Here is an 18,307-nt window from a genome sequence, read left to right as displayed (position 1 = left end):
TCAGTCCGTGTTAGGCGATCTGATCAATCGCCAAATACCCTAAACCACCAACCGGGCTGAGCTGCTCTTCATTGTTTAACACAATACAACCGCGTCTAGGCCAGACTGAAGGGTCGTCAGGTCTGTTATGAGCTGCGAGCTCAACCAACTCAACACATCCAGTCAGAATGACAGCTTAAGGAAGTAATTTGACCGGATGAGTGAATCTCAGGATGTGCAATGGTCGTATAATCGTGTTTTCAGCCATTGATAAGGCAATAACATGAAATTATACAGCCACAGTTTTAAAGACGGTGAGGCCATCCCAGGCAAGAACAGCTTTGCCGTTTATGATCCAGAAAACCGCATTCGTTTATCTGATAACCTCAACCCACACCTTGCCTGGGAAGATGTGCCTGCAGGCACACAGGCGCTGGTGCTTCTTTGCCACGATCCTGATGTTCCAACCAGTGCAGAAGATGTTAATCAACCGGGGAAAACCGTTCCGGCGTCTCTGCCGCGTACAGATTTCTATCACTGGTCGCTGTTGAACATTCCGGCGGATCAAGGCGAAATCATCGAAGGCGCTCAGTCCAGCGGCATTTCTGCCAGAGGTAAACAGGGGCCTTCCGCACCGGGCGGTCTGACTCATGGTATCAATGATTACACCGCGTGGTTTGCAGGCGATGAGTCAATGGCCGGAACATATTATGGCTATGATGGCCCCTGCCCGCCGTGGAATGATGAATTGGTTCATCATTACATATTCACGTTATATGCGATTCCAATGCCGGCATTAAACGTCGAGGGAGAGCTGACTGGCACTAACGTTCGTCGTGCGCTGGAAAACAGCAATGTACTGGCAACGGCCACGCTGACCGGGATCTATACCCTGAATCCGGACGTCAGCGTTTAACTCTCCACGAGCCATCAATAGGTAAATCATGACCAGAGAAAGTCGATTAGTTCTCCCGGATGAACCAGACGCCATGAGCAATGAATCTCTTTCCTGGTCAGATTACTATGGCAGCAGTCTCAGCCGCGATAATCTGATTTCGGTGGCTTATCCGCAGCTCAGGGTGAGACAAAGCACACCCTCATTTTGCTTCTTCGAACCGACGGTGCTAATCGTACTGGCGGGGAGAATTGAATTTCTGACCTCCGGAGAAAGCCATACTTTGGCTGATACTGCCGCCGTGGGGTTTATAGATCAGGGCGTCATTGCTGATTATACCAAGTTTCCTCCGGATAACGGCTCCCCGTTCCGATCGCTGTTTCTGACTTTCAGCGCCGATGTGCTGGAATCTTTTTATCAGTTCTCGCAAAGCCATTTATCTCTCTCAGGTGACAGAAAGAAGCCGAAATTTACCGCGATGGCGCTTAACAGCGCGCTGCAAGAGTCGTTACACACGCTGCTGAAAAGCCTGGCGCAGCCGAATCTCAGTGATGCGAGAATACGTTTGAGGATATTCGACTTGCTGCTGGTACTGGCAGAACAAGACATTCATTTTGCTCTGCCCCGGCGACAGGGCATTTTACCGCGCTTAAGCAATTTGCTGCGTGCTTCACCAGAAACCGACTGGACCGCGCGATCTGCCGGCGAAGCGCTGGCGATGAGTGAATCCACCCTGCGCAGACGCTTACGCGAGGAAGGGGGCAGCTTTGAGAAGCTGCTCGTGGATATACGCATGCACCACGGCCTGATGCTGATACAGACTACCCGCTGGAACATGGCGCAGGTGGCCGATGCCTGCGGCTACAAATCGGTTTCGCGTTTTGCTGAACGATTCACCCAGCGCTTTGGCCTGTCTCCCTCACGGTTGCGCTAGCCTTTTCCTCAGGGCCCGGTTTGTGATCGGCGCAAGTTTTGTTGGGCCGGTTAAGGGTTTGCGGCAGATTCGTTGTGGCTTTCCGGGGGACTCTGCGAAAAACCCAAACGCCCCCTTTTGCCCCCCGCTCAGCATTTTTCTGCCCCTTCGCCTTGTATGAACCCTGTCACAAAACGCGCATGAAGTTTTTAGCCTGTAACGGACCAGGCAACACGGGGCAATCTTGTTAATGGCCCGTTACAGCTTATCGCAGGCAATTGTTAACATTTATTCATGCGCCAAACGCATCAGCGCATGCGTTTATTGCGCTTATTTACTTTATTTTCATGGTCCAGTCTGCAGAAACAGATGCGGTTAAAAGCGTCAATGACAAACTGGAGATAAAGATGCATTCACCTAACGCACCAATGACAACTCGGGCAAGGACCAGCGCGATACTGCGCGTGACCTCTGGCAACTTTCTGGAACAGTTCGATTTTTTCCTGTTCGGGTTTTATGCCACCTACATCGCCCATACCTTTTTCCCGGCCAGCAGTGAATTCGCCTCGCTGATGATGACCTTCGCGGTCTTTGGCGCGGGCTTCCTGATGCGCCCTATCGGCGCAATCGTGCTGGGCGCGTACATCGATAAAGTCGGCAGACGCAAGGGGCTGATCGTTACCCTGTCGATCATGGCCGCAGGGACCTTCCTGATTGTACTCATCCCGTCTTATCAGACGATCGGGCTCTGGGCGCCGTTGCTGGTGCTGGCCGGCCGTTTATTGCAAGGCTTCTCTGCGGGTGCTGAGCTGGGCGGCGTATCGGTTTACCTGGCCGAGATTGCCACGCCAGGCCGTAAAGGCTTTTACACCAGCTGGCAGTCCGGCAGCCAGCAAGTGGCCATTATGGTGGCCGCGGCGATGGGCTTCGCACTGAATGCCTTTATGGAAGAAAGTGCCATTCGCGAGTGGGGCTGGCGTCTGCCGTTCCTGTTCGGCTGCCTGATTGTGCCTTTCATCTTTTTCCTGCGCCGCAAACTGGAAGAGACCCAGGAGTTCGCCGCCCGCCGCAACCACCTGGCGATGCGCGACGTATTTAAAACCCTCCTGGCGAACTGGCAGGTGGTTATCGCCGGCATGCTGATGGTCGCCATGACCACCACCGCGTTTTATCTGATCACCGTCTATGCGCCGACCTTCGGTAAAAAAGTGCTGATGCTCAGCGCCTCCGACAGCCTGCTGGTGACCTTGCTGGTCGCGATCTCCAACTTCCTTTGGCTGCCGGTCGGCGGTGCCCTGTCGGACCGTTTTGGCCGCAAGCCAGTTTTGGTGACCATGGCACTGCTGGCGCTGATCACTGCCTATCCGGCACTTAGCCTGCTTGCCGAAGCCCCCAGCTTTTCGATGATGCTGACGGTCTTGCTGTGGCTGTCCTTCCTCTACGGCCTTTACAACGGCGCCATGATCCCAGCCTTAACCGAGATCATGCCGACGGAAGTCCGGGTTGCCGGTTTCTCGCTGGCCTACAGCCTGGCGACTGCCGTCTTTGGCGGGTTTACGCCGGTTATTTCTACCGCACTGATTGAGTACACCGGCGATAAGGCCTCACCCGGCTACTGGATGAGTTTTGCTGCCGTATGCGCATTACTGGCGACGCTTTATCTGTACCGTCGCAGCGCGTTAACACTCCAAACCGCACGTTAAATCAGGGATTACGTCATGCAAAAAATTTATCGTTCACTGCTCGCCACGCTGGTGCTTTCCTCTGTCAGCACCGGAGTTCTGGCCAAAGACGTGACCGTCATGATCTCCGGCGGGTTTAAAGCCGCACTGGAAAAACTGGCCCCGCAATTTGAAGCCAAGAGCGGCGACCACATCATTTTGGTGTCCGGCCCCTCTATGGGTTCCCCGCGCGCCTGGCTCGCGGAGAAAAGACCGATGTGGTGATCATGGTGGGTGACGCGCTGAAAAATCTGGAAAAGGATAACTGGATCCAGCCGGGTTCGCGTGTGGAGCTGGCCGACTCGCCGATTGGCATAGTGGTCAAACAAGGCGACCCTAAACCCACTATCCAAAAGGATAGCGATCTGCGCAATACCCTGCTGCAGGCCAAATCCATTGCCTATTCGGACAGTGCCAGCGGCCGCTATGTCAGCAGCCAGCTGTTCAAAAAACTGGGGATCGAAGATCAGGTGAAAGAGAAGGCGCACATGATTGAGCGCATTCCGGTGGCATCCGAGGTGGCAAAAGGGAAATATGCGGTAGGTTTCCAGCAGGTGAGTGAACTGCTGCCGGTGCCGGGCGTCACCTTTATCGGCGAACTGCCTGAGGATGTGCAGTACATTACCCGCTTTGCCGGCGCGGTCACCGCCAACGCGGAACACCGCCAGGAAGGCAAAGCGCTACTGGATTTCCTGTCTTCCGCCGAGGCGCAAAACACCATTCGCGCCACCGGGATGAGAACCGTGAAAGCAGAACAGCCGGTTAAACAGCCTGATACTGTTCAGTGATCAACTTTTCCAGCTCGGCGGCAACGTAGGACTGCATGCGCCCGCTACGCCGGATCAGGCCAACCGTGCGCTTCACCACTGGGTCGGTCAGCGGCAGGTGCGTCAGCACCGAATGCTCTGACGCCGGCATCGACATGGCGGGCACGGCGGCAATGCCGACACCCGCTTCAACCATACCCAACATGGTCGTCACATGGCGGGTTTCGCAGATGCTGGGGCGATCAGGAATGATGTGCTCCAGCATCTGATCAAGCAAATTGCGGTTACCGGACGTCTTATCCAGCCCCACATAATCCTGCTGATAAAACTCGCGCCAGGTCAGGCTTTTTTTACTGGCGATGGGATGATCGCGCCTGCAGGCAGCCACGTAGACATCCCCCACCAACGGCAAAAATTCGATATTGGGTTGCAGGCTTGTCGCGAAACAGATGCCGAAATCCGCCTGGCCGCTGGCAACCGCTTCGATGACGTTACCCGCACTGCTATCGATAAGCTTGACGCGTACCCGTGGATAGCGCGCCTGGAAACGGCGGATCACGTCGGGCATGAAGTAATAGGCCGCCGAGGGCACAGTAGCGACGGTGACCAACCCCACGCGATCCTGACTGACCTTATTGATGTCCGCCAACACCAATTCGACATTCGCCAGTAGCAGGTCTGAACGCTCGGCAAAGGTCTGCCCATACAGCGTCAGAGTGACGCGTCGGGTGGTTCTGTCGAACAGCTTGATGCCCAGCGCGGATTCCAGCTTCTCTATCCTGCGGCTCAATGCGGACTGCGAAAGGCAGATGGACTCTGCGGCAAGCCGAAAATTACCGTATTCAACCAGCGCTCGGAAGGCATAAAGATCGTTGAGATCAAAATTCACGGGCATAGCGGCAGACAATCCTTTCAGAGGCGGCAAGGGCGTAAAGGAGAGATGATAGCCGCTTATTGGGCAACGGCAACCTTTTAGAAAGTGCTCGGCGACCTTCTCTTAAGACGCTGACAAATTCCCCATCACATGCCATTCAAACTGCCGTTCGTCGGCAATAAAGCCCCCACCGCTTGAATTGACGCGTTTAACGGGGGCCAATAGTGAAATCCGCTATTTAAAGCGGATTAAAATTCACTTCCATGCAGAAATAGCGAATGTCCCTTCGGGTTTCACCGGCAGGTACTTGGCATAGTAATCCAGATAATTTTTGACTGGATCCACATCTTTAAACTGCTCTGGGTAAAGTGATTTGGCAATGAACTGAATCATGGCGAAATCGGAAAGCGTTCTGGACGCACCTTGGTATACGCCGAAGAGCTGTTTGTTTTTGATCGCCGGCAGCGAGGCCCAGCCATTACGCGCAGAAAAACCGATAAGCTGCTGAGTGGCCATGTTTTTATCAACGCCAACCCCCATGGACAGTGCCGACGAAACCTTGTTATTTTCTCTGCCCGAGATAAAAATCGCATCTGGCATCGCAACCAGAAGCTGCTCTGGATTAATGACTCCCCACCACTCAAAAAGTGATTCAGCTATATTGTTCGCGCCGGCGAGTTTCAGCATCGCGCCCCACATGTTCTCGCCATAGGTAAATGAATATTCGCCAGGTCCCTTATTCCCAAACTCAATATAAACCTTGGGTTTTTTCAGGCCTGAACTATTTACTCTGCGTTGCACATCCGCAATGTTATTGGCGTAAAGGTCCGCGAGTTCCTGGGCCCGTTTTTCTTGCCCTGTCAGTATTCCAAATATTTTGGTAGAGCTGACATGCTTTTCTACCGTTTGAGCATTGTAGTCGATCACAACCACCGGGATTTTTAACGCTTCAAGGCGAGACACTTCATATTTTAAAGCGACATACTGCCACTGCGCCAAAATGACCACGTCAGGTTTTAACGAGATGATATTTTCAAGCGAGATATTATGGAGATCGACCTCACCAATATCGGCGATACGGCCAAGGGACGGCATCTGTTTAACATACATATTCCAATTGGCGGGTACTTTTCCCCGCCATGCTTCACGTGAAATACCTATTACGTGATCGAATGCGGCTTCCCCGCCCACAGCCATGTAATCTTCAAAGTTAAAGCCTAAAATAGCCCGCTTTACAGGCGTATCGACCGTAACCTGTCGCCCCATAACATCGGTGAAGGTCGTGGTGGCTGCATTAGCGATGCCGGACACTGTTAAAAAAACAGTGAACATCATAAAGGTGATTAAATTTCGAACGCCCATAAAATGAAAATCCTCGGGATTTGGGTTCACTCTTAGAATAATTTATTCTATTTTCTTGAAATCAAGATGAAAATGATAATAATTTCTATTAAAATTAACATCAACTGCAATCGTTGCACCCTTTAGATTTTGTGTAAAAAAACCAGCCCTATCATAAAACCCAGCATCAACAACCAACTAAAAAAACAAAACCAGCATAGAAAACCACAACAAAACAAAAACCGAGATACCGATTTAGAATCGGCAATGGACCCGTGTTTGCGCCGTTAAATGGGTTTTAGAGGGCCATGGCGAAAATATCACCATGGCCAGATGCCGGCTCGCCTATCGATGTGGACCTTAGGCCGGCATGGGGTCGATAAACACGTAAAGCTTGGTGATCTTGCCGTCGAGGATCTCGACAACATCAAGCCCGGTTATCGCCGGTGGCCCTTCTTGCGGCCCGAAGTGCCAGCGCAGGCGGCCGATACCGTGGTGCCCGACCGCCGGCCCGAAGGTGCCGAAAACAAAGCCCGCAGGCGCCTGCGATAAAACCTCGTTGACGACCTGTTCGATACCTTCATACCCGCGCGCTTCGACGCCAGGTTCGTAAACCAGGACGTTTTCGGCATAGATCTCTCGGATCGCCGCACGCCGCCTCTGCGTATCTTGCTCGGCGAACACGCGATGGATAGGCGCCTGCATCACGGCGTCGTAATCGATAAAGGTTTCCCTGGATATGCTCATGATTTACCTTTTGGTTAAGTGAGTACTGCGCTTGAAAGTTCAGGGTTGACCACTGATGCCGGCGATATCTTTATAGAGCCCTTCCTGCCCCGATGGGCCGAATGTCATGGTGCCGAGGCAAAGCTCGGGCACGAAAAGCCCGTGTTGCCCAATGGGTTGTAACGCATGGCGACCTCCGAACTCCGTGCGGCCAGCCCTTCTGGCTCCCGGAGAGGTGACTATGCGTCATTCTATTTTTGTCATAAAGTATGCCAATCGAAACCCATAGTTATCACGAAAAGACACAATGCAAGATCTCGAGTCTCTGGCAATTTTTGTACGAATCGCGGAAATGGCGAGCTTCACCCATGCGGCGGAAAGCCTTGGCATTCAAAAAGGCCGGGCGTCGAACGTGGTGCGCCGCATCGAAGCGGCCATGGGCGTGCGGCTGCTGCACCGCTCGACGCGTACCGTGCAGTTGACCGACGATGGGCGCGCTTTTTACAACCGCGCACGCGCATTGCTGGCGGATGCCGAAGAATTAAATGCCATGTTCGCAGGCAGTAAAACGCCACTGCGCGGGCGGCTGCGCATCGATCTACCTACGGAACTGGCGCGTACCCCGATCGTGCCCGCGCTCCCTTCGTTTATGGCCACTTATCCTGAAATTCAGTTAGAGATATCCAGTACCGACCGGCGTGTGGACCTGATTCAGGAAGGCATAGATTGCGCGCTGCGCATCGGAGAGATTGTCGACGAAACGCTGGTCGCGCAGAAGATGGGCGCTTTAAGCATGGTGAACGTGGCAAGCCCCGCCTACCTGAAAAACCACGGCGTGCCCCAGACGCTTGAGGATTTATTGGCGCAGGAACACCGCATGATCCACTACGCGCCAATACTGGGGAGCCGGCCGTTTGGATGGGAATACCCTAAGGGTGGCGGCTACGCTACGCTGATGCTGGCAGGCTCTATCAGCGTCAATAGCGTGCAGACTTACCATGCCGCAGGTCTGGCCGGTTTGGGGTTGATCCAGGCGGGTCGCTCAAGCCTGATCGAATACATTGAGAACGGCGAGCTCATAGAGATTCTGCCGGATTTGCGCCCCGAGCCCTTGACCGTTTCATTCGTCGTCGCACACCGGCAAAACTTATCGCGCCGCGTACGCAGTTTTATGGAGTGGTCGCAGCAGGTATTGGCGCCGTATTTGGATAAGTAGCGGGTCGGGTGTTCAGTAAAAGGTAGGTGCTTTGCAGGGCTTGATAAAAAGTACCTCTCCCATTAGCTGACGAATTTGCCAGTTCCCGGCAAAAGCGATCACGGTCAGAGAGCCATATTTAGAAAAGCCCGCTTAAAAATCAAGCAGGCTTTCTTCATAAGGCCTCTTTGTTAGCCAGAAAATGTTACCCGCTCTGAAAATAATCCCCGAACCGATAACTTTTTCGCTGTCATTGGATCATCAATGGGCTTCTGGATTACTGTAAAGACGATGTTTGGTGAAAAAGCCAAGTATAAAGCACAGCGCAAAAACCGTGAGATACAGACAGTTGGCGGTGACTAGCGCAGCATGCACACCGAAATGCTCTACAACAGGCCCCGTGACAACAAAAGTCAGCATGGTCCCCACTGTCCCACATGTCAGAATAAAATTGACCAGTTTTGGAGAGGAAATTTCTGTCTGCTGTGAACCAAGAGTAATCAACGTGGTATAAATTGCGCTTGAAATAAAACCGAGACCGAAAATGAAATACTTGAGAAGATGACTCTGGTCACTGGTAATGAATATAAACATCCCCGCAGTGGCGAGCCCAGCCAGTACGGTCACTACGCGTTGCAAGTCGAAAAATTTAAGTACGTAACTGAACCCCCACATGCCTAGCATATAGGACGTCCAGAAGCTGCTGACCAGCGCACCGGCCGCGCCAATATCCATTCCCAGAGATTTAGTGGCATACTCAGGCACCCACTGAATGAATGCGAGTTGCCCGAGGATATAACAAAGAGCTGCGATAGATAACAACACTACACTGACTCCCCACTTTTCAGGCGTCTTATCATTAGCTAATACTTCAACTCGGTCATCCTTACTTCTTTTTTTACCGATAATCGGAAAGTCTGACATTAGGGTCAGTATCATAATCCCGACATAAAGCAAAGCAATACAGCCATAGACCCAGTACCACCCCAGATGCCGAGACAAGAGCGCTGCGGCAATAATGGGTAAAATAGTACCTGCCATACTAAAAAAAGAGTCCGTAAAAAGAAGGCGAGCGCCACGCTGGCGTCCCTCATACAACTGAGTAATAAGGAAGGTCCCAATGGACATGGTAATTCCGCTGACGGTTCCCAGAACGAACATGCATGCAGAGAAAACAATCAATGATTTCCCCATAAAAAGACCTGCAACGGCCAGAACAATCAGAAAAAAACCGAAAATAAGTTGTTTCTTAAGAGCAAAAACCTCCATTAACCATACATTCAGGAAAATGGCGATAAGAATACCGGCATTCAGAAATGTAAAGGTGTTGCTCATACTGGTAACCGGAACACCGAAATAATTGGCAATATCGCCCATCACCATTCCAGTAACGATCACCAACCCTCCAGTAAGTGCGTAGGAGAGACAGCTGATAAAAAAGAGTCTTTGAATGTTTACGTTGCTCATACCCTTCCCTCGTGAAAAATTTAAATAAAATCGATTAATTTAAATAATTAAATGGCGGAGCTGTAATTTCCGAAAATAACACCGGGAAACTCCCGGCGTTATAGACCATCAGTTCTTAACAGAAATATCCCGCACGCGGAAATCTTGTTTCGGGTTCTGTTCTGGGTGATGTTTTATAGCGTTGATGACGGCATCGGCAGCGCTGATACCAGGGACGGTTTTCACGTTCCTCCCGTTATTAAAGGCAGAGAATCCATCCCCGCCCGTTGCGAGAAACGAGTTCACTACCACTGGATAATACTCATCATCCTTCACGTTTTTGCCATCGATGGTTAAGGAGATGACGCGCTGACCCGGCGTTTTTTTGCTGTCATACGTCATATTTAACCCGGACGACGCCTGAAGAATACCATTACTCAGGTTGGCCGCATGATCCATCAAAGCGCGTAAATCCTTGCCACTGAGTTCCATATAGGTCAGTTCATCAGGGAAAGGGAACATACTGATGACATCGCCAAGAGTAATGTCGCCTTTCGCAATTTCGCTTCGAATACCACCGCTGTTCACAAAGGCAACTTTAGCGCGCTTATCTGTTTCGAGGAAAGCGTCGGTAATTATATTACCCAGTAAAGAAGATTCACCATATGCTCGCGTCAGTTCTGTATCCGCGCGCCCAATTTTCGCCTGAGTTAACGTATCGAGCTTCTTCGTCCAGATATTGATTTTATCCTGCGTAGCGGGGTCCGGTTTATATTCATCGGCAAAAATATTAATCAGCTTACCCTGATAACCATCAATTTTTTTTGTTTTGTCATTAACATCCAGAACCAGCTTACCAAGATTAATGCCGTAAGAGTCCGTAGATACGATAAGCGTATTATTCACCTTAATAGGTTGAGGTGTGCCTACATGCGCATGGCCAGTAATAAGAACGTCTACGCCATCAACCTGTTTAGCCAAATCAATATCCTTCTGCAACATCCTCGCGACATCATTGGTACCAAAACTGGACTGACGGGCGGGCACACCCTCATGAACCAACAGCACCGTGATATCAACTTTGCTCTTTATTTCTTTAAGATACTTATTCAGGTATTCCACTTCATCCCTGGCTTCGACACCCTGGCGTTTATCTTTATTGACCGTGTCATAAAAAGCAAATTTACCATGCAGCCCGATCACACCTATCTTGATGCCCTCTTTTTCTATGATGGTCCAGGGTTTGTTCCAGACAAGCTTATCCGTGTTCTCATAGAAAACATTACCAAGAAGCACGGGGAATTTAGCTTTATTCAACTGGCTCACCATATTTGGTACGCCATAGTCAAACTCATGATTACCGACAGAAACAGCATCAAATGACATTTCATTCATAATATCAATGATGGCCTCCCCCTTCGTCAGAGTGCTGATATAAGGCCCGGTGAAGTAGTCCCCAGCGTCAAAGAAAAATACGCCATCATCTTTTGCTTTTGCCTCTTTCACGATGCTGGCAATATTGGCGAAACCGCCTACTTGTCGTTCCTTACTGATATAAGGCACAATAAAAGGCAAGACATGCGCGTGCAAATCATTAGTATGATAAAGAGTAATTTCCTTCGCATAAACAGGTGCTCCCCCCAGCAAGGAGCCAATTATAAGAGGTAAAATCAATAGTCTTTTATGCATTGTTAATGATCCAGCTTTAGTATACGTAATTTTTATGCGTGACATTTTCAACTATAAAAACTTATACAGAAATGCGCACGCCCCCTTGGCGCATCCAGTTAATCGCACCAAAAGTTACGCATATGTGAGGGTGATCACATTTAATTGTTGATTCCAGGCTGGGAGCACCGACACTATCATTTTGTGTTGGTGTGGATACGCAAAATAATCGCGTGTGAAATTCAAATATCTCCTTCAATGAAGCCATCTATAAGGGTTTCGATATCATACTTTTTCTTGGCCAATCCAATTTTTTGTGCTGGCGTTATCTCCTCACCTGGCGAGAGGTAACAGTAATTGTAGAATTTAACAAAAATAGACAAAATAGATGCCAATACTTTTGGGGTTAAACTTTCAACCTTCTCTTTAGGGAAAAAATGCTGAAGAGCATCAATAAAAGCCTCAGAATAATTAAGCGATGGGTGAAGCTGAAGGTATTCATCCGGTTTGTCGCTTTTTAAGTTGGTGAGATTACACAAATACTTTAATCCGCCATCCGCTGGGCAAGAATACTCATGCCAAATGTTATTCCACCACCCGATTTTATAGCTCCCTTTATAGATATACTGTTTGTCCGTGATCCTTTCGTCAGAAGCCACATAAAAAACATCGCACTTCCCCTCGCGAATGTCAGCGCCATAGACGGTAATACAAGATCCTCTCACAAACAAATCAAAATAAAGGAAGTGATATCTTATACTCACAGGTGAAATAAATCGCAATTTTGTGAAATGGAAATGGGCCATGACAACAGGCTCTATTACTTTCTTTGAGCAGATTTCGTCTGTATATTTAAAATAGCCAAAACTTTGGCGTTTATTAAAAGATTCATATTTCCTGTATATCCCCTTGAGAATATCATCCCCACCAAGATCTGTCGGCTCAGTTGCTCTGTTTTGGGCGTTATAATGACTCTCGGAACTCAATGGCGCATCAGTCCAGTTCAGACTGGCCAGAAAAACATAGCCTGTTTTGGAGCAGCAACTTATCATGCCCAGCAGTTCATTCTTAAGCCCCGTATTGTTTTCCACTCGACACGTCTGCCTGAAAATATTGGTCTGAACGCTGTGCCCCCAGGTATCAGTTAATTCTTTTTCTCGTGAGCGCAACAACACTTCAAGCGAGGCCTCTGTTTGATGAAGTTTTCTATAGAATGTTGCCGGGGTTATTTTTAACGTCGACAAAATGTCATTGATTTTCTTGCCTTCCCAAAGCAGTTCAATGATTTTATTTTTATGCGTATCATAATCATTCCCCCGATGAGGGGAGTAAACGCACTGACAGGTTTTACATTGATATCTTGATGTGCCCTTCGCTGTAACGCCATAGCGAATAACAATGTCAGAAAAACATTCAGGGCAGCGCCCCTCAACCTTAACACGATAGAGTGAAATATACGGATATATCATTTCCCGTATATCATCATTATTAATTAACACGCTATTACCATCGCAGCGCTGGCAATGAATAGCGCGAAACCCCAACTTAAATGACGGGATGATGTAGTCATCACAGCCTGTTAAAGAAAAATTTTCACAGTATTCTGACTTGCATACGTTTACATCAATTTCTGGAAACTTTTTCATCATTCCCACCACCCCATGTCGACAATCACTCAAAGCTACAATAAAAAATCAATCACATCATCATCTTTACTGATTTCTTTGCATTATGAATCTATGTACGCATGATTTTTAATACTTACATTGGGTCGTTGCCATTTGGCTTTTACTATCTAGGGCCAAAAATGAACGGAAAAACCCGTTTAAAACAAAGAAATCATCAGAAATGAAATCAATAACATTTTTATGATGTGCCGGAATAACCAAGCCCCCATGACCTCCACTCTGGGCAGAGATAGACGGATACCGGCCATCTGATTAGTCATTACTAGTCTTCTACATTAGGTGCCAGCACCAGATGCATTGCTCAATCACTAGGGCCCTTCCAGACAGATACTAACCCTTGATGGAGTGATACAGCGACTTTATGCGATCCAGTTACGAGCGTTTGCTTTTGGCACAGACCAGTCTCCTCACTCATGGGATTTATCGGTTATGGACGAGGAGCGGGCGTTCTGGCTCAACAATGGGCAATGACTATTAGGATATAACAAATACATTACTAACAGTAGTGAGTCTAATCAACGATAAGAATCTCAGAATTTTAACAAATTGCTAATTTCTACGACCAGATTGATCATACTTGCGCTTTGTTTAATGACGTGATTATTAGTATGAGGCATGGGAGCCATCTCAAGTTTTTTATAAGGATTCGATATCCACATAAAAACCGGTAACTCCCAATCTTTCAGGTCAATATGTCAGATCAAGTCTCGACTAATACACTTAGATGTAATAGTTTGAATATATTAGGTTTAAATTCAAACCTCTATATCAATTTGATCAATACATGTTTGCGCTTGACTATGATTTTGCGCTGTATGCCATTCTCCAGAACGTAACTTAATGTCTATCAATCCTTCTATAGGAATACAACGCCAGTTAAAAGGGGAGTCGGGAGTTACGGGACCTTTGCTGCTACTTCCCCCAAATTGATAAAATAACGCTTGATATTTCCCTCTTTTTTTTCCAAGTGCGTGAGGGCACATTTCGCGATAATGTCCTTGGTATGTTGCTGTTATTTGAAGCTTTCCTTTAATTGCTTCAGCGATTAGATCATAGTTACTAGCCATTTTTTACTCTCCTGAGTAAGTTTTATCGATAATAAAGTTACGTGTAGCGACCAACTCAAAAACAGCAACGCAGTTAAGCGCTGCCAAGCCGTAGCATCTTCAAGCAACTACGGGTGATCAGTATCCCATGTACGTATTTTTCGCTGATAAAAATAGACGAGTATCAGGTAAAGCGTGTTGAACGGTTATGTTAAGCAATCTCCCGTCCGACCTCATCATTGGCCACCTGGAGTGGAGTCAGCAGCTTGTCGCACTCAGCAATGACGTATTCCGGGATCAAGTCGAATCGGGCCGGATCGAGCTGGCAGATGAATTCGTTCTCAATATGATAGGTTTCATTCACAAATTTACGGATCACCCGGTTATCAACCTCTGGCCCCAATAGCCTGAATACCTGCAGTTTCTCATAGCCTGTCTGACAGCTATAGTAGAGTGTCCTGATGTGCTCCGGAGTGGACAGAATGCTCAATATGTTTGCGTAATCAAAACCGGGAATACGCTCTGCGATCGTACTGCAGCCGCCCTGCAGCCTAGCCTGAGCCATAGCAGGGTAGCCGATGCCTTCCTCCATCGGCTCGCGTGAGTCAATGGGTACAGCACGGTGGTGAAAAAGATTAGAGAGCACCTGATAAGCGTCGCCGCGATCGTCGAGAATTTCATAATGCCGGCGAAGGTAGATCAGCTTAATCAGGTCGTCACACTCTGATTCTGTCACTGCCTTGCAGATCTGCGCAAACGTCATTATATCGCTCTCGCGGATTGGTAGCTCTGCGATGGTACCCGCACTGTAGCGGAGGTACGATGCCGTGACCTGATTACTGAACATTTGTCTGACTGATTTCAGCGTATCAATGATCGGCTCCACGTCGTGCGTCAGCATCAGCACCGTCAGGTTTTTCAGGCACTCTCCCGTGTCACGACGAAATAGCATTTCGAGAATAGCAAACTTTTTGTTCTTGTCGAACGAGGAGATTGGATCGTCTAGTACTATCAGACCGGGTTTGCGGGCTAGGCATTCATACATGAAGAGGACAATTGCAAAAGCGTTACGTTCGCCATAACTGAGATGCTGGCTTCCGCCGCTGAGATAGTCCTCATAATCCACGTGCTGTAGCTTGAGCCGACACTGTTCGCCATCACCGGAGATATCGACCTGATAGCGGTAGCCTGCGTAAGCAAGAAATGTATTGATATCAGTCTTGTGCTTCTGGATGAGCCGCTGCATACCAGCACGCTGTATATTGATTTGTCCCTGAAGCTGACCGGCCTGGGCCATGAGCACGTCCAGTGAGGCGTTGAGGCGATCGACGATTTGCCGAGTTTTTTCCGACTGCAGATCGGGGAAGAACTGCAGGTCGAGTCTGCAGGCCGTCAGCGACGTCCGGACATTGCCAGCATCGCTGAACGTAAAGCCATTTAAGGTTTTCAGAGTATTCAACAGAACGAGCAGATTGTCAGTCTGCCGCTTGAAAGCGAGGAGATAGTCCTCATGGTGCTGTTCTAGCCCGCCCTGCAGCGTCGTGATCCCCTTCAGTAGCGCCCGCGCGGCGTCGGAAAAGTACTCACCCAGCTTGTCAAGCACGTTGATGATGCCAACGAGGTTTTTGATCACGGCCTTGTCATACTCATTGCCGACTTTGCGGATCTGCTCGGTTTTATCGCGAGAATCACCCGTGCAGAAAGGGCAGCAGCCCTCTGACAGCTCGAAGAAATTCTCATACCCCTTAGTCTGCCATTCGATCCATTCTACGTTGCGCACACTCTGTATAAACGGCTGATAGGGTTCAAGTCCAACAGGAATGTGCTGCAGCTTATTGCCGCCTGATAGCCCCCTCATCCCCGTGGAAGCTCTAGACAACCCCTTGTTAGTGAGCTTAAACGCCCCGCTGAGCTCCTGAAGGTGTGTAATGAAAAGCTCCAGTTCCTCGTTTTCGGTAAACTCCTGCCGGATGGCCATGACCATGGCTTCTATCTCACGCTCGGTTTGGCTGTAAGCTTCCGTTTTGATAAAAATGTCGAAACTGTTGCTGACCAACTCGTCTGGCTGGAAGGTAAACTGCGCGACGTATTTTTCATCAAAGCACATAACATCGCGAATGTTTTCCGTGCCACTCACCCCCGGTTGCAAACCTAAGGGATTAGACGTGCGAAGCTTGAAAGGAAGCAACGCACTGAGGCTTTGTGCATCGCCAGCAACACTGTGCAGTATTGCGCGAGAAATAGTGCTCTTACCAGTGCCGTTTGGAGCAAACTTAATGTTCAGCTTATTTTCTGAAAGAGCGATACGGCCGTGATCAATGTTATTGCAGTAGCTAATTTCAATATCCATCGCAAAATCCTTCTAATGGCTGAATTGATAAAAAACTGCGTATTATTTTCACTAAAAATATTGCTGTGACCTGTCCATCAAAGCACCGTTTCGCTAGAGCGTAAACTGCAAATTAATTAACAAGGAGATGTTAGAAGAAGGAGATAAAAACGCCCCCACGCACCAGTAACCGATTAACCCATAGTGCCTGTAGTGTCCGCTTCTGGTACTGACCGGTGCCGCAGAGTGGGAATCACGTCGGCCATGATCAAGGCGGACATTCATCTTGTAGACAACTGACCTGCCGGAGACAGGCCCAGTTGACCAAGAGTTAGCTCGCATTTTACAATCGCCCACATCTGAGTCGAAAACCTGTATGGGCCACCGAGCTAAAGGGTGACCAGTTCGGCGATTTTCGTCGCTACAACTGTCATTGAATCTTCCCCAGTGTCCAAACCACTTCGTGAAGCAAGTAAGGGACTTACATTACGAAGAGCTTCATACGATGTGTTATGCACGATTGGAACGAGCTGGTTACCTGCCAGGAGTGCAGAAAGCTCTTTGTCAGCAACGCCCTCTTTGGGTAACCGGTTCAGCAGCGCAGGTGTAACTAGCACAAGCCCGATTCGTGAATTTGCCAAGCCCTTATCGATGGCGCGCATCATAGGAACGCCAAGGCCGAGGTCCTTCTCGCTGAACCAGACTTTGACACCAGCCGCCACGAGTAAATCGTGTAGCTCTTTGGCTACCCCCTGCCGATCATCCCATGCGTGACACAGGAAGACGTCACGAAGATCAGGTTGCTCCGCTGCTCGTACCTCAACAGTTTGTCGGATTGGTGTGAGTGACTGCACTTGGGCTAATGTGTATGACACGGACGAACCTACACTCGACCAGCGCGGTTTTGAGCTGCTTCCTGATCCTCCACTACTGCTACGGCTGCCCCCGCCGTTCCCTGGAGATGAGTAGGAAGAGGGTGAATATAAGTTTGAGCGATAGCCGCTATAGCGACTACTACATGCGGGGCAGGCCGCTGCGCCGCTTGCGGTGCGGTGGCCTTGTCTTGGTGCCGTACATCTAGCCATGTCGTAATCCTTCCTTTTGTAATTTTATGTTTCCTGAAATTAACCGCTTTTTAATTGTTTATCAATTAGCCAGCTCAGTTTCTTGAAGTCGCAGAAAATTCACAGCAAGAAAAATCACATCAATTTGAAATTTAACAAAAAAATAAATAATATTATGACTAAAGCAGTCACGTAAAAGTCCACTGCTGGCACAGGGCCGCTAAAGCCCCCCTGACAAGCTCAGAGTTCAATTTGTAAGCATCCCTGCAAAACGAACCATTCACTTTTAGAGATCTTCCGACATACTGATTATGTTCCCTGAGGAGATCGCTATGCGTAAAGCCCGATTTACCGAACACCAGATCATCGCCGTTCTGAAGCCCGTCGAAGCCGGACGCACCGTCAAGGATGTCTGCCGCGAAGCGGGTATTTATGAGGCCTCTTACTACAACTGGAAAGCAAAGTACGGCGGGATGGAAGCCTCTGATATCAAAAAGATGAAAGACCTTGAGGACGAAACCTCCGTCTCAACAAATGTTTGCCGATCTCAGTCTTGAATGCCGGGCACTGAAAGATGTCATCGAAAAAAGCTTTAAAACCAGCGATAAAGCGTGAGCTGGCGGTTGGCCATTAGTCGCTTTATTATCGAGTTCGG

13 protein-coding genes and 2 pseudogenes are annotated in these 18,307 nt (G+C 49.0%); 6 read left to right on the top strand and 9 right to left on the bottom strand.

Annotated features, from left to right (window positions below):
- The first annotated feature begins 262 nt into the window (after positions 1-262).
- The 4 genes and pseudogenes from SPL01S_RS00815 (at position 263) to SPL01S_RS00800 (ending at position 4,296) form a co-directional block, all read left to right on the top strand.
- Complete coding sequence (locus SPL01S_RS00815; RefSeq protein ID WP_063196968.1) at positions 263-895, top strand: YbhB/YbcL family Raf kinase inhibitor-like protein; 633 nt, start codon at positions 263-265, stop codon at positions 893-895.
- A gap of 28 nt (positions 896-923) precedes the next feature.
- Positions 924-1,808 carry a helix-turn-helix transcriptional regulator gene (locus SPL01S_RS00810; protein WP_063196965.1) on the top strand — a complete coding sequence of 295 codons (885 nt, stop codon included), beginning with the start codon at positions 924-926 and terminating at the stop codon, positions 1,806-1,808.
- A gap of 386 nt (positions 1,809-2,194) precedes the next feature.
- Positions 2,195-3,490, top strand: a complete 1,296-nt coding sequence (locus SPL01S_RS00805; RefSeq protein WP_063197225.1) for an MFS transporter — start codon at positions 2,195-2,197, stop codon at positions 3,488-3,490.
- A gap of 15 nt (positions 3,491-3,505) precedes the next feature.
- Positions 3,506-4,296 (top strand): annotated as a pseudogene (locus SPL01S_RS00800) (substrate-binding domain-containing protein).
- Here the strand turns inward: SPL01S_RS00800 and psrA are convergent.
- From psrA to SPL01S_RS00785, 3 genes are all read right to left on the bottom strand, one after another.
- The gene (gene psrA / locus SPL01S_RS00795) at positions 4,271-5,170 is read right to left on the bottom strand and encodes an L-proline-binding transcription factor PsrA (protein ID WP_063196963.1); all 900 of its coding nucleotides are present in this window, start codon (positions 5,168-5,170) and stop codon (positions 4,271-4,273) included. The pseudogene SPL01S_RS00800 and the gene psrA overlap by 26 nt on opposite strands.
- A gap of 234 nt (positions 5,171-5,404) precedes the next feature.
- The gene (locus SPL01S_RS00790; protein WP_063196960.1) at positions 5,405-6,511 is read right to left on the bottom strand and encodes an ABC transporter substrate-binding protein; all 1,107 of its coding nucleotides are present in this window, start codon (positions 6,509-6,511) and stop codon (positions 5,405-5,407) included.
- 339 nt (positions 6,512-6,850) lie between these two features.
- Entirely contained in the window at positions 6,851-7,237 is a 387-nt protein-coding gene (locus SPL01S_RS00785; protein ID WP_063196958.1) for a nuclear transport factor 2-like protein, read from the bottom strand.
- A 286-nt stretch (positions 7,238-7,523) separates the two neighbouring features.
- On the opposite strand from SPL01S_RS00785, the gene SPL01S_RS00780 reads away from it, so the two are divergent.
- On the top strand, positions 7,524-8,432 hold the full coding sequence (locus tag SPL01S_RS00780; protein ID WP_063196956.1) for a LysR family transcriptional regulator: 909 nt from the start codon (positions 7,524-7,526) through the stop codon (positions 8,430-8,432).
- 240 nt (positions 8,433-8,672) lie between these two features.
- Here the strand turns inward: SPL01S_RS00780 and tsgA are convergent, their stop codons facing one another.
- From tsgA to SPL01S_RS00755, 6 genes are all read right to left on the bottom strand, one after another.
- Complete coding sequence (gene tsgA, locus SPL01S_RS00775) at positions 8,673-9,878, bottom strand: MFS transporter TsgA (RefSeq protein ID WP_063196954.1); 1,206 nt, start codon at positions 9,876-9,878, stop codon at positions 8,673-8,675.
- Positions 9,879-9,986: 108 nt separating this feature from the next.
- Entirely contained in the window at positions 9,987-11,546 is a 1,560-nt protein-coding gene (locus tag SPL01S_RS00770) for a bifunctional metallophosphatase/5'-nucleotidase (RefSeq protein ID WP_063196950.1), read from the bottom strand.
- 221 nt (positions 11,547-11,767) lie between these two features.
- A complete protein-coding gene (locus SPL01S_RS00765; protein WP_063196948.1) occupies positions 11,768-13,174 on the bottom strand; it encodes a transposase-like zinc-binding domain-containing protein in 1,407 nt (468 codons plus the stop codon).
- A gap of 794 nt (positions 13,175-13,968) precedes the next feature.
- Entirely contained in the window at positions 13,969-14,280 is a 312-nt protein-coding gene (locus SPL01S_RS24230; protein WP_073971994.1) for a hypothetical protein, read from the bottom strand.
- Between the two features lie 190 nt (positions 14,281-14,470).
- Complete coding sequence (locus tag SPL01S_RS00760; RefSeq protein ID WP_063196945.1) at positions 14,471-16,609, bottom strand: AAA family ATPase; 2,139 nt, start codon at positions 16,607-16,609, stop codon at positions 14,471-14,473.
- Between the two features lie 368 nt (positions 16,610-16,977).
- Positions 16,978-17,463: a toll/interleukin-1 receptor domain-containing protein gene (locus SPL01S_RS00755; protein WP_255212452.1), complete on the bottom strand. Its 486-nt coding sequence runs from the start codon at positions 17,461-17,463 to the stop codon at positions 16,978-16,980.
- Positions 17,464-17,984: 521 nt separating this feature from the next.
- On the opposite strand from SPL01S_RS00755, the pseudogene SPL01S_RS00750 reads away from it, so the two are divergent.
- Positions 17,985-18,271 (top strand): annotated as a pseudogene (locus tag SPL01S_RS00750) (transposase); the annotation flags it as partial.
- Between the last annotated feature and the right edge of the window lie 36 nt (positions 18,272-18,307).

The sequence above is a fragment of the Serratia plymuthica NBRC 102599 genome (assembly GCF_001590925.1).
GTDB classification, from domain to species: domain Bacteria; phylum Pseudomonadota; class Gammaproteobacteria; order Enterobacterales; family Enterobacteriaceae; genus Serratia; species Serratia plymuthica.
Note: the sequence above shows the minus strand (reverse complement) of the source record. Positions and strands in the feature narration are given on the sequence as shown.

Excerpts from the sequence above, each read along its gene's own strand:
- SPL01S_RS00815 (WP_063196968.1), top strand. The coding sequence starts at position 263 with ATGAAATTATACAGCCACAGTTTTAAAGACGGTGAGGCCATCCCAGGC.
- SPL01S_RS00810 (WP_063196965.1), top strand. The coding sequence starts at position 924 with ATGACCAGAGAAAGTCGATTAGTTCTCCCGGATGAACCAGACGCCATG.
- SPL01S_RS00805 (WP_063197225.1), top strand. The coding sequence starts at position 2,195 with ATGCATTCACCTAACGCACCAATGACAACTCGGGCAAGGACCAGCGCG.
- psrA (WP_063196963.1), bottom strand. The coding sequence starts at position 5,170 with ATGCCCGTGAATTTTGATCTCAACGATCTTTATGCCTTCCGAGCGCTG.
- SPL01S_RS00790 (WP_063196960.1), bottom strand. The coding sequence starts at position 6,511 with ATGGGCGTTCGAAATTTAATCACCTTTATGATGTTCACTGTTTTTTTA.
- SPL01S_RS00785 (WP_063196958.1), bottom strand. The coding sequence starts at position 7,237 with ATGAGCATATCCAGGGAAACCTTTATCGATTACGACGCCGTGATGCAG.
- SPL01S_RS00780 (WP_063196956.1), top strand. The coding sequence starts at position 7,524 with ATGCAAGATCTCGAGTCTCTGGCAATTTTTGTACGAATCGCGGAAATG.
- tsgA (WP_063196954.1), bottom strand. The coding sequence starts at position 9,878 with ATGAGCAACGTAAACATTCAAAGACTCTTTTTTATCAGCTGTCTCTCC.
- SPL01S_RS00770 (WP_063196950.1), bottom strand. The coding sequence starts at position 11,546 with ATGCATAAAAGACTATTGATTTTACCTCTTATAATTGGCTCCTTGCTG.
- SPL01S_RS00765 (WP_063196948.1), bottom strand. The coding sequence starts at position 13,174 with ATGATGAAAAAGTTTCCAGAAATTGATGTAAACGTATGCAAGTCAGAA.
- SPL01S_RS24230 (WP_073971994.1), bottom strand. The coding sequence starts at position 14,280 with ATGGCTAGTAACTATGATCTAATCGCTGAAGCAATTAAAGGAAAGCTT.
- SPL01S_RS00760 (WP_063196945.1), bottom strand. The coding sequence starts at position 16,609 with ATGGATATTGAAATTAGCTACTGCAATAACATTGATCACGGCCGTATC.